The sequence below is a fragment of the Nocardia sp. Tas62D01 genome (assembly GCF_055232035.1).
The window spans coordinates 814,261-826,496 of record NZ_JBUYUZ010000001.1 but is presented as its reverse complement, the minus strand read 5'-3'; the positions used below and the strand labels follow the sequence as shown (position 1 = coordinate 826,496).

The window sequence follows — 12,236 nt, the reverse complement described above, 5'->3', positions numbered from 1 at the left end:
CGGAATGTCTGCGGAAATGATCCCACGGGAACCGCGGTCCATGAACGCGAATAGAAGTCCCTCCTCGTCGACTGGCTCTGTATATCTCGGTCAGCGTCGGCGCCAACTTATCGCTCACCTTCATGGCCAATCGCTCGGCCGCCCGCCCGAAAACGGCGGCGGCACTGTGGTCCTCGCGAGGGTTCGACGCAGTCGCGAGATACCCGCCCGTATGCGCGTCGACCAGTTGTTCGGCGGTGCGTGGTCCGCCCGGCTTGCGGCATCGTCCCTGGCATTGCAGGGCGGGTCTACCTGTCGGGCTGCAGCGGAAGCTCGATGACGATCGCCGTCCCTTCCCCGGGGCGGCCCCGCATGTACTCCCGAGCCCGATCCCGCGGATCAGCAGCCTCAGGCCACGGTCATGGTTTCGTGTTCCATCACTTCGCTCGCCGCCCGCTCACCCGAGCGAATGGCTCCATCGACCCAACCGCACATGACGGCAGAGCTCTCGGTTCCGGCCCAGTGGACGCGGCCGCAAGGTTCGCGCAGGGCATGGCCGAACTGTGTAAGCACACCGGTTGGTGCGTGACTGAGCATTCCGCCACCGGAGTAACGCTCGACACTCCAGTTCTGCTCGATGTAGTCGACGGGAGAGCCGGCCTTGTCGCCGAACCGTTTGACGAGTTCACCGATTATCGTTTTCCTCCGCTCGGCCTCATCGAGTTGTCCGATTTGCCGCGCGATGGGACCCTCGGTGATGACGCACATGACCCCGGGTCGCCCGGTGTCCGTGCAGGCATCGATGGTGACGGTTGCCGGCGAACCTGGTGCGGCCGACTGTCCCGACAGCCCGTCGTCACGCCAGAACGGCTCGTCATACACGGCGGCAATCTTGAAGATCGAGCCACTCGGCATCCGCTGATGCAGGAACGATCGATCGACCGGCAGCATGGGCTCGTACAGAATCTGGCCGGCGATCGCCAGGGGAACCGCCACGATCACCCGGCGTGCGCGCACGGTCAACTCGTCGGAGCGCACCGTCACTCCGTCGGTGTCCTGATCGATGCGCCGAACAGGCTGCGACAGGTGGATCGAGTCGCCGATCTGGGCCGCCATCGGACGGTAGATAGCACCCATGCCCCCGACTGGTCGAGCATCCTCCGCCGCGTCCTTGACTCCCAGGACAAAGCTCGGCCCACCCCCCGACGCCATCTGGTACAGCACAAAGAGTAACGACACCTCCGAGGCGGCCGAGGTGTAACAGCCGGCGATGGCGGTCTCGAGGAGATCATGGGCTGGCTTGGACGCGACGTTGGTATCCAGCCACTGCGCCAGGCTGATCTGATCCCACTTGTCGGCATTTTTCGCTTCCCACGGAGCTTCGAGGGGTATCGACTTGCACATATGTCCCAGCTCGAGAAACACCGCACCGAGGTTCATCGCCGCCCAGGGGCTCATCGTCCACGGGATCGTGCCTGTGTAACGGTGCTGCTTGCCATCGGCCATCATCATCATGGCCTCACCGTCGGTGTACTGCTTGTAACTCGGTACCCCGAACTCGTTCATCAATGCATAGATCCGGTCCTGCCCCGGCCCTATCCAGGCGCCGCCGCGATCGATCCAGGACCCGTCCTCGCGCACTTCGGTGAGTGTGCGGCCGCCGAGCCGGTCACGAGCTTCCAGCAGCGCCACCGATCGACCCGCCTGTTTCAGCCGCAGGGCGGCCGTCAATCCTGCGAATCCCCCACCGACTACACAATAGTCGACATCAGTCATGATAATCGCCCCTCGTGTTGAAGTTCTGCGCAAGGCCGTCGTGCGGCGCATTGCTGGCCGCACCCTCGACACAACGGGTGCAAAATCGAATTGAACTGATCTTACTTGCTCGTCGAATATCTATATAGCGAAGCCGATGACAAACCCCCATCGGACGATGCGGGCGGCCGTTCTCGCGGGCGCGATATGACGCTGGGATCGCTTCGACTATGGGGCGAGTGGTTGTTTGGGGCGACGATCAGGGCGAGCTCGTCCAGTTCTTCAGGGCGAGGCCGAATGCGCCTGAGCGCTGCGAACAGTTGATGCCCGTCCCAGGCGACTATGCTTGGCTTGCGTGTCTCGTTGAAGTCCGTCGAAAATCGATGTGAGTTTCCTGGTGATGCAGAAGCGGTTACGGCAACCTGGCTCGGCGTGGATGCCGGGCGGTGTTTTCGCGGGCCGCACCTCCGATACAGGATTGGGTCCGCAATCGATGCGGGCACGTTTACTGGGGCTGTTGATTCGCCCTGCGGCGCCGTCCCTAGTGCTGGGAATCGCGGTTGTGGCGTCCGTCGTTGTGGTCGAGACCGTTGTCGAGTGTTTGCTCAACGAGGTTACCGGCGCGACCGGCTTCGGGATGATCTACCTGCTCGGCGTCTTGGTGGTCTCGACGGTGTGGGGGTTCAGGTTGTCGGCGATGATGTCGGTAGCCAGCGCTATTGCCTTCGCCTACTTTCGTAACTGGCCAGCTATTCATTCTCAGTCGTTCGACCTCCAGATCGGGCTGGACACCGCCGTGTTCCTGGTTGTCGCGTTGTTGGCCAGTGCCGTTGCCGGGCTGGCGCGGGTGGGAGAGCGGTTCTTCAATCTGTCATCCGACCTGTTGTGCATCACGGGCCCGGAGTACGTGATCCGGGTCAATCCCGCCTTCGAGCACACACTGGGGTATTCGATCAAGGAGCTGCAGTCGCAACCGTATCTCGATCTGGTCGCTCCCGAGGATCGGGATCGCACGCGCAAGGTGCTGTGGGAACTTTCCGGCAGCGATGAGACGGTGCGTTTCGAGAATCGAGTCATCTGCAGCGACGGCTCGTGGCGTTGGATCGACTGGAACATCGTGCCGCGTCAGGGCCTGCTCTACGCAGTTGGTCGCGATGTGACCGAGCGCAGGCATGAGCAGGACGAGTTGCGCCAGGCGCAGCGCATGGTCGAGGCAAGCCGCGACAGGCTCGGTGTGCTCGCCGAGCTGCAGGCCGCGTTGCGGCGGGTGGCAACCCTGGTGGCACGTGGGGTGAGTACCTCGGAGGTGTTCGCAGCGGTGGCCGACGAACTGGCCCGATGTCTGGATGAGGTCAACGCGGGGCTGCTCCGCTATGAGGCCGACGGCACCGGGTACGTGGTCGCCGTACAGTACGAACCAGGAATAACGAGGATGCCCGTCACCGGCGAGCACATTCCGTTGGGGGGCGACGACGTCGGATCGATCGTGTTACGCACCGGCCGCGCCGCCAGGATCGATAACCACGAAAACGCCACCGGGCCGGAAGCCGAACGCATCCGTGCCGAGGGCATCGGCTCTATCGTGGGAGTCCCGATCGTCGTCGACGGCCGCGTATGGGGCGCGGCTATCCTCGGCTCGCGAGGCCCCGAGCCCATGCCGCCGGACACCGAGGCGCGCATCGGCGACTTCGCCGATCTCGTCGCGACCGCGATCGCAAACGCCGCGACCCGCGATGAGTTGCATACGAGAAGCGACCAGCTGCGGGTGCTAGCCGAGCAGCAGGCCGCCTTGCGACGAGTCGCGACGCTGGTAGCGCGCGGGGTCAGCCCGTCGGAGCTGTTCGCAGCCGTCGCCTACGAACTGACCCGGTGCCTGCATGTGGCACACGCGACGATATCCCGCTACGACGCCGGCAACACCGTCACCTTGCTCGCCATATGCGACGAGCGCATGCCGCGGAGGCTGCACGAGGGACACCGCTTCCCGTTGGAGGGCGACAACGTCGTGGCCAGGGTATTACGCACCGGCGACGCCGCCCGGATCGACAGCCACGACGACGCCGCGGGTACGGTCGCCGCACGCATCCGTAAGCTCGGCGTCCGTTCGTCGGTGGGGGCGCCGATCATCGTCGACGGGCGACTGTGGGGCGCGGCCGTCGTCGGCTCGTCGGCACCCGAGCCCCTGCCGCCGGACACCGAAGCGCGCATCTGCGACTTCGCCGACCTTCTCGCGACCGCAATCGCCAACGCCGCCACACGCGCCGAACTCATCGCCTCACGCGCCCGCATCGTCGCGGCCGCCGACGACGCCCGCCGCCGTCTGGAACGCGACCTGCACGACGGCGTCCAACAACGGCTGGTCTCGCTCGGGCTGCAAGCGCGGCTGGCAGAGGCGTCAGTGCCGCCCCAACTGGATAGCCTCAAAAGCCAGCTGTCCGGCGTCGTTTCGGGCTTGACGGGCGTCTCAGCAGATCTGCGAGAGACCTCACGCGGAATTCATCCCGCGATCCTGTCCAAGGGCGGGCTCGGTCCCGCGCTCAAGGCAGTGGCCCGCCGCTGCACCATCCCCGTCACCCTCGACCTGGCTCTTGACCGACGCATGCCTGACTCAGTCGAAGTCGGCGCCTATTACATCGTGGCCGAGGCGCTGACCAACACCGCCAAGCATGCCCGAGCCTCCCAGGTGACCGTGTGCGCACAATCCAAGGACGATAACCTCTATCTGTCGATTCGCGACGACGGAATCGGGGGCGCCGACTTGGGCAAAGGGTCGGGACTGATCGGGCTCAAAGACCGGATCGAGGCCCTCGGCGGCCGGATGCTGATGATGAGCCCAGCCGGAAGCGGGACGTCGCTGGACGTCACGATCCCGCTCGACAGCCAGTGAGCACGTGTTCGACCGGCGCGCCGCAGAATCCCGACGGGTTGTCGTCGACAGCTCGGGGTGCAGGGCGACGTAAGGCGTGCAGCCGAATCACGCTTCGGCGCGCGCGATTTCGAATCATCGGGGACCGCTCCGGTACGGACTCGGGGTAGCGCCGCGGGGGTCGATGGGTACCGATCAGGTAGGAAGGACCTGTGACGAGCCCTGAACCGACGCTGCGCCAAGCGATTACCGAGCGCATGATCGAGCTGTCGGCAGGGGAGATCGTGCTGCGGGACGAGGGCACCCAGACGAACTGGACGATCGAGATCGATGCTTTCGGACTGGCAGCGCACCCCGTCACCCGCGAGTTGTATCGCGCCGTGCACGGCGACCTGCCTACGAGTTCGGCGGGGCCACTGACACCGGTTACCGAGATCTCCTGGATGGACGCCGTTCGCTTCTGCAACCTGCTCTCGCAAGCGACTGGGCTCGACCCCTGCTACTCGATCGGCGACGACCGCGACGGGCAGGACGTGGTGTGTGACTGGAAGTCCGACGGCTATCGTCTGCCGTCCGAGGCGGAATGGGAGTACGCGTGCCGGGCCGGGACCTCCGGCATCCGCTACGGGGAGCTGGACGAGATCGCCTGGTACCGCGAGAACTCCGGCGGGGCGGTGCACGATGTCGCGACGAAGGCGCCGAACGCGTGGGGCTTCTACGACATGATCGGCAACGTGTGGGAATGGTGCTGGGATGTCTATGATCCCAGGGTCTACGGCCCGTACCGAGTGTTCCGTGGCGGCGGTTGGCAGGACCAGCCCCGGGGGTGCCGAGCGTCGGTCCGCCGCAAGAGTCACCCGACTTTGCGCATCGATGACCTCGGGTTCCGACTCGCCCGATCGTTGTGAGGAATTATCGAGCACCGCGACGATCTGAAGCGGTCGCCGGTCGGCGCTCACCGCCGCGTTCGGGATGTGATTGTTATCCGGTGAACCGTGTGTCGCTCGCGGCACGCCGTGTTGACCGGGCTCACGGCAAATCTAGAGTTTCGCTCCCGCCGGTGTATCGACTATGAATGCTATGTGCTGTTCCCACGCGTGATCGCCTGCCCGCCATCGAATCCCCTCCGCCAGGAGTCGAATTGACCATCGAGCATCCCATGGAGGACGAGGTCACGCAGCTGGCACGACGGGTCGAGAAGGCCCGCGGACGGCTTGCGTACCAGTTCGATCCTGCACTGACCGAAGCGCTGTCCGAGGACGAGCTGCAGGCCGAACGCGAACTCGCCGAAAGGATTCGCGGGCAGGAGCGTGATCAGCGCTGGAAGCACGTTCAGGCCGCAGCGTCCGCATCCGACCGCGCACGGCACACCACCGAGGCGATCGAGAAGGCCGACATCAGAGATCTATTGGTAGCCCGCAAGGCAATTGCGGCACAGCGGCGTGAATCCAGCCCGCATGCCAAGCTGGCATCACTGTATCGGCACCGGTCGTGGTCGCTGCGCGCGCTGGCCGGCGTCGTTGCGGCCGGCATGCTGTGGTCCGCGGTCAATGTCCAGCACAACATCGCCCCCGGCGGGCCGGGCGACCCGCTGTATTGGTTCAGCTACCTGATCGAGTCGATGATCAGCGTGTGTCTGATCATCATCATGGTCGGCACGAACAAGGTGGCCGAGTGGGGCATCCTCGACAGCCGCCGCCAGGTCGTGAGCGCTGAAATCGCCCTGCTGTCATTGACGATCAGCCTCAATACCTACCCGTACGTCCGCGATGGCCACTGGTACGACGCCGCCGTGCACGCCGTCGCGCCGGTGATGATCGGCGTCGCGCTGCTCATCCACGACGCCGCGAGCGCGCGCTACGGGCACGCCATCTTGCAGGCCACCGAACAAGTTCGCGAGCTGCCCGATCCGGCCGATTTGATCCGACGCAGTTTCCCGACGGTCGCCAGCTTTCGTACGATCGGTCGCCCGGAGATGGTGAAACCGGGCGCGCCCCCCGCGGCGCTGGAGCAGGGGCGTGGTGCCGAAGCGCATCCGATCGAGACCGGCGCCGAAGCGGACGTGACACCGGACGACGACGTAATCCCGCCTGTCGACTACGAAGCGATACCCACCTCGGCCTTGAAGGTCGAAGATACCGATGCCGTGTTTCGTCGCGACGATCGCTTCTCGACGCCGGTAGCCGCAGTGAAGGTCGAGAAGCGGCGCGCGCCGGCCAATTCCAGCAAAAAGAACGGCACACCAACCAAAGCGGAAAGCAAGCTCGTCACATCGGTGAGCACCCCGGATCTGTCCGCGCCGGTCAAGGCAGGCGCCCGACAAACCGCAGCGGCGAAGACCGAAAAGGCCGTAGCACCAGTCGATGTCGACACTGTCGCCGTACCGACGCCCGCGATCGGTCGATCGACCGCCGCCGACACCGAACCCACCAGCGCATCGACCGACGCCAAGGCGGGCAAGGAAACCGACAGTACTCCCGAGATCTACGACACGGGCCAGTTCCGCGTCGCCGAAATCCTCGAGCAGGAACTCGCCGAACTCCAGGCCGAAAGGCGGCGGGCTCGCACGAGCAGGCAGCGGTGATCGGCTACTCGGGTTCGCTCACCGTCGAGCTCCGTCTGCTTCGATGGCTGTCCCGTTGAAGCATCACCGGCGTACTCGGGATCGTCGGCGCCACTCCGGCGCCCGCTCATCGACCCGAGTTGAACATGTCGGCAGCGGTCTGTTCGGCGGCGACCACGTCGGATTCGAGCCGGAAATCGCGTTCCAGACTCGTCAGCAGCACCGCGGTACGCTGCCCTCCGCTGATCGGCTCGACTTCCGCGTAGGGCACCGGGCTGTGCCGGATGGCCTTCACCTGAATTCTTTCGTTGTGGCCGGCTTCGCCGACGCGTATCAACCGCATTCCCTTGGCGATCACCATTGTTTCGGTCCCTTCTCCTCAGAGCCCGGCTTCCCGCCTGGCGAGTTACCAAACCGGCGCCGGCCAACGGGTGGGACGGCAGCCCGGCTCCGAGGTGAAAAGCGCAGGTAGCGCGCATACCTACGCACTGACGGAGATAGGGGAGCTCGCCCCTCGCACGACGGGCGCGATCGAACTGGTGATCGGGACGGGCAGACCGCAGGTCACCGGTAGTTTCAGTTTCTGGTTCGGCGACCACAGGAAAAAGCGGTGACCGCGAGGTAGGAAGTCCGTTTGTCGGTCCACACGCCGGTAATGTGATCATCACCGCATGAGAGCTCAGGAAGTGTCCTGACGCAACGCAGTCAGTGGTTCTCAGCTGGCTTTCAGCGGGCGGCAGACATAGTTGCCGCTATGCGCTCATTGCCCGCCAAAGTTCCCGAGATCACCGTGTTGTTCTGGGTGATCAAGATCCTGACCACCGGGATGGGGGAGACGTTCTCGGACTTTCTCGTGAAGAACTTCGTTCCGGAGATCGCGGTGGGGCTTTCCGCACTCGCGCTGGTCGTCAGCATGGTCGCCCAGTTCCGCAGCAGCCGGTATGTGGTCTGGATCTACTGGTCGGCGGTGGTGATGGTGAGCATCTTCGGGACCATGGTCGCCGACATCGTGGACTTCATCGTCGGCATTCCCTTGCTGGTGTCGACGGCGGTGTTCGCGGTGATTCTCGCGGGGATCTTCGGTCTCTGGTACGCCACCGAGAAGACTCTGTCGGTGCACAGCATCACCACCAGGCGACGGGAAGGTTTCTACTGGGCGGCGGTGATGGCGACCTTCGCGCTCGGCACGGTCGCTGGTGACCTCACCGCCGTATCGCTACACCTGGGCTACCTTGCGTCGGCCGTGCTGTTCGTGGTGGCGATCGCCGTGCCCGCGGTCGCGCACCGATGGGCCGGATTGGGGGCGGTCACCGCGTTCTGGGCCGCCTATGTCGTCACCCGGCCGCTCGGCGCGTCGACCACCGACTGGCTGGCCTCGTCGCGGGCCGACGGACTCGGCCTCGGCACCGGCTGGGTGAGCCTGGGTACGACCGTCGCCATCGTCGCTCTCATCGCGGTCCTCGCGGTGCGCACCAGAGGTGCCACCGACGATGCGGCCGCGCCGTCCGCGGCGCCGGATCGTAGTGCGGTGGGGAGCTGACGGAGGCTTTGAACACAGCGGTAACCCCGCTGTAACCGACAACCGGGCGCGATTGACGCCCGTGTGTGAACATTGGGCGAAATACCTTATCTCCGAAAGGAAATCGCCCACGTGGGTCCGTTCTGCAGAGCCGTGCTACTCGACGCTGACCACAAGCTGATCGGCTATCTGGAACCCTGCCCGAAACCCAAGGAACGCACCTGGATCGGCGACGACTTCGTCCAAGGGGTGGAGCGACTGCTCACCGTGCCGACCCGCGTGGTGTGGGCGGGGCGGTACCCGAACTCGGCGGTAACTGACGAAACCCTTTACAATGCAGCGGAATCCGTCGCACAGCTGCACGCCCCACAGCGTGGGTTCATCGGTCAGTACATCCTCAATCACGACCGGCGCGCCTATGTCGACAAGGCCACCGTGCTGGAGAACGGCCACCGCTACCGTATCCACCCGCTGCCGGTGCTCACCGCCGTGGACACCAGGTGCGGCGGTGAGTTCGGCGAGGGACGAACCGACGGTGATGCCACGCTCGTCGGATCGTGGGCGGGCGACCGTATCTCGTTGAGCGGCAAGGTGCCAGCGGGGTTCGAGCTATTGAAGTTCGATCTCGTGCAGAACTAGCCGCAAGGCCGTGTAGTTAAGCGGTTGTGGTGATCGTCAAGGGCCTGCCGGTGTGAGGATCTCGATGCTTACGGTGGCCTTATAGCTGGTCCGGTCGATGTTCGGTCCGCGGGCCTGGTACTTGGAGATGGCGCGTTTGACGATGCGGGGACACCCGTAGCCGTCGGGCGGGCATGAGGTGGGCCAAGACGTGCCGGCCGATCGTGCCGACCAGATCGATGACGGTACCGGCGATCACGTTCGCGGCCTGGATCACCTGGTCGCGGGCGGTCTGATGGGCTGCCGAGCACGCAGTACTGGCTCGGAGCGTCGATGCGGATGACCTGACCGGCCGTATTGAGCGGGACCACCGGGCGATCCGAAAGTCCAGGGTCGGTCCGTCCGGCGCGGCGAGCGCATCTCCGCCCGCGAGATCGAGGAGTGACTGTGATGTGCCCGGGTTGGCGGTCGGTATCCGGCTCGCCCCTGGGCGAGCGATCATTTCGGCGTGGTGGTGGATCTCGATATCGGGCTGATCAACTGACCGCGCGACCGCGGTGACCTTGCATTCGCCGTGGCACCGGCGTGCGGCAAGCTGGGTGGGTGCGGGTGTTGCTGCTCGGTCCGTCGTCCGTCCGACCCACCGACCCCAGTGTCACCGCGTCCTGGCCGCTCGCCATCGGTCCGAAGGTCCCGAATTCCCAGGCCGATCGGCCCGGTGCCGGCGCGCTCGCATCGAGCCAAGTGGACACTGCCGCTGGTTTGGTGTGTCCTATCACAAATGGTCTCTTTTTGCTCTAGCGTGGGCACGGTTGAGGTCGAGAGGGGTCGTGGATGCGTACGGGGATGCTGGGGCTGGAGCAGTTGCGGGAACAGGTCGAGTCCGGGGTGATCGACACGGTGCTGGTCGCGATGACCGATATGCAGGGGCGATTGCAGGGAAAGCGTTGTGCGGCACGGTATTTCGTCGAAGAGGTGATCGGGCACGCGACCGAGGCATGCGACTACCTGCTCGCGGTGGACGTCGAGATGAACACCGTCGACGGGTATGCGATGTCGTCATGGGAGACCGGTTACGGCGATGTCGTGTTGCGCCCGGATATGGATACCTTGCGGCTGGTGCCGTGGTGGCCGGGAACTGCGTTGGTGATCTGCGATGTGGAGCGCGTGCAGCCGAAAGGCGCGCCCGTGGTGGCTTCGCCGCGGCAGGTGCTGCGGGCACAGCTGGATCAGCTGGCCGAGCACGGACTGCGGGCCTACGTGGGGACCGAGCTCGAGTTCCTGGTGTTCGACGACAGCTATGAATCCGCCTGGAATGCCGGATATCGGGGTCTCACGCCCGCCAATCAGTACAACGTCGACTATTCGATGCTCGGCACCGCGCGGATCGAGCCGTTGCTGCGGCGCATCCGCAATGAGATGGACGCCGCCGGTATGTATGTCGAATCGGCGAAGGGCGAGTGCAATCCCGGCCAGCACGAGATCGCCTTCCGCTACGACGAGGCGCTGGTGACCTGTGACAACCACAGCATATACAAGACCGGCGCCAAGGAGATCGCGGCACAGGAGGGGCGCAGCCTCTCGTTCATGGCGAAATACAATGAGCGCGAGGGCAACTCGTGCCACATTCATATCAGCCTGCGCGGCGAGTCGGGCGAGCCGGTGTTCGCCGGTGACGATCCGGATGGAACATCGTCGCTGATGCGGCATTTCGTCGCGGGGCAACTGGATTGCCTGCGCGAGTTCACTTACTTCTTTGCACCGAATATCAACTCCTACAAGCGATTTGTGCCGGGCAGTTTCGCGCCGACCGCGCTCGCGTGGGGACGCGACAACCGAACCTGTGCGCTGCGGCTGGTCGGTGACGGGCCGTCGCTGCGCATGGAGAACCGGGTTCCCGGCGGGGACGTGAATCCCTATCTCGCGGTGGCCGCGTCGATTGCGGCGGGTCTGCACGGCATCGAACGCAGGCTCCCGCTGGAACCGGAATTCCACGGCAACGCCTATCGGTCCCAGCGCCCGCGGGTGCCACGCACGTTGCGCGAGGCGGCGCAGTTGTTCGGCGACAGCAAGGTCGCCCGCAAAGCATTCGGTGATGACGTGGTAGACCATTATCGGAATGCGGCACAGGTCGAATTGGACGCCTTCGACGCCGCGGTCACCGATTGGGAGCGAGTCCGTGGTTTCGAACGACTATGAGGATTTCTCCGGGGCCGACGAGCCCCACCCGATAATCGGGGTGTCGACCTATAGCGAGCAGGCCCGCTACGGCCCGTGGGATGTCGAAAGCGCGATATTGCCGCGCAGTTACGTCGACATGGTGGCACGCGCGGGCGGGATTCCGGTGCTGTTGCCGCCCGCCGGGGTGGCGCGCCCGGAAATCGTGGCCCCGCTGGACGGGCTGGTGCTGACCGGTGGCGCCGACATCGACCCGGCCCGCTACGGCGCGGCCCGGGATCCGCGCACCCGCGAAACCCGTCCGGAACGCGACGAATTCGAGTTCGGGCTGTTCGCGTTGGCGCGGGCCGCCGGACTGCCGATCCTGGCGGTCTGCCGCGGACTGCAGTTGGTGAACATCGCACTCGGCGGCACACTGATCCAGCACCTGCCCGACGTCCTCGGCCATGACGACCACGCGCGTACGCCGGGCGTTTTTGGCATCACCCAGATGTCGACCGTCGCGGGCAGCCAAGTAGCCGCGATCGCCGGAGCGGAGCTGAAGGCGCATTGCCACCACCATCAGGCCATCGACGTGCTGGCCGCCGACCTGGTCGCGTCCGCGCACGCCACGGACGGCACGATAGAGGCAACCGAGACATCGACGGGCCCGTTCCTGGTCGGGGTGCAGTGGCATCCGGAGGCCAACGCGGCCGATCGCCGCTTGATGCGCGCACTGGTCGTCGCGGCGGTGGACCGGCGGGAGCGAACCTCGTGAC

At 65.2% G+C, this 12,236-nt stretch carries 9 protein-coding genes; 7 read left to right on the top strand and 2 right to left on the bottom strand.

Features of this window, described 5'->3' with window-relative positions; translation table 11 throughout:
- Positions 1 to 387 precede the first annotated feature (387 nt).
- Positions 388 to 1,755, bottom strand: a complete 1,368-nt coding sequence (locus ACV7NQ_RS04145) for a flavin monoamine oxidase family protein (RefSeq protein WP_463365531.1) — start codon at positions 1,753 to 1,755, stop codon at positions 388 to 390.
- A 364-nt stretch (positions 1,756 to 2,119) separates the two neighbouring features.
- On the opposite strand from ACV7NQ_RS04145, the gene ACV7NQ_RS04140 reads away from it, so the two are divergent.
- From ACV7NQ_RS04140 to ACV7NQ_RS04130, 3 genes are all read left to right on the top strand, one after another.
- Positions 2,120 to 4,621 (top strand): GAF domain-containing sensor histidine kinase, encoded by a 2,502-nt coding sequence (locus ACV7NQ_RS04140; protein ID WP_463358394.1) that lies wholly within the window; start codon positions 2,120 to 2,122, stop codon positions 4,619 to 4,621.
- Between the two features lie 236 nt (positions 4,622 to 4,857).
- Positions 4,858 to 5,508, top strand: a complete 651-nt coding sequence (locus ACV7NQ_RS04135) for a formylglycine-generating enzyme family protein (RefSeq protein WP_463365530.1) — start codon at positions 4,858 to 4,860, stop codon at positions 5,506 to 5,508.
- A gap of 233 nt (positions 5,509 to 5,741) precedes the next feature.
- Complete coding sequence (locus ACV7NQ_RS04130) at positions 5,742 to 7,184, top strand: hypothetical protein (RefSeq protein WP_463358393.1); 1,443 nt, start codon at positions 5,742 to 5,744, stop codon at positions 7,182 to 7,184.
- A gap of 106 nt (positions 7,185 to 7,290) precedes the next feature.
- On the opposite strand, the gene ACV7NQ_RS04125 is transcribed toward ACV7NQ_RS04130, so the two are convergent.
- Positions 7,291 to 7,524 (bottom strand): hypothetical protein, encoded by a 234-nt coding sequence (locus ACV7NQ_RS04125; protein ID WP_463358392.1) that lies wholly within the window; start codon positions 7,522 to 7,524, stop codon positions 7,291 to 7,293.
- A gap of 393 nt (positions 7,525 to 7,917) precedes the next feature.
- Here ACV7NQ_RS04125 and ACV7NQ_RS04120 point away from each other — a divergent pair, with 393 nt between their 5' ends.
- The 4 genes from ACV7NQ_RS04120 (at position 7,918) to ACV7NQ_RS04105 (ending at position 12,235) form a co-directional block, all read left to right on the top strand.
- Complete coding sequence (locus ACV7NQ_RS04120; protein ID WP_463358391.1) at positions 7,918 to 8,703, top strand: COG4705 family protein; 786 nt, start codon at positions 7,918 to 7,920, stop codon at positions 8,701 to 8,703.
- Positions 8,704 to 8,814: 111 nt separating this feature from the next.
- Positions 8,815 to 9,321: a hypothetical protein gene (locus tag ACV7NQ_RS04115; protein WP_463358390.1), complete on the top strand. Its 507-nt coding sequence runs from the start codon at positions 8,815 to 8,817 to the stop codon at positions 9,319 to 9,321.
- 813 nt (positions 9,322 to 10,134) lie between these two features.
- Positions 10,135 to 11,499 carry a glutamine synthetase family protein gene (locus ACV7NQ_RS04110; RefSeq protein ID WP_463358389.1) on the top strand — a complete coding sequence of 455 codons (1,365 nt, stop codon included), beginning with the start codon at positions 10,135 to 10,137 and terminating at the stop codon, positions 11,497 to 11,499.
- Positions 11,480 to 12,235, top strand: coding sequence for a gamma-glutamyl-gamma-aminobutyrate hydrolase family protein (locus ACV7NQ_RS04105; protein ID WP_463358388.1), 756 nt, complete (start codon positions 11,480 to 11,482; stop codon positions 12,233 to 12,235). The genes ACV7NQ_RS04110 and ACV7NQ_RS04105 overlap by 20 nt, the downstream gene beginning before the upstream one ends.
- Position 12,236 lies beyond the last annotated feature (1 nt).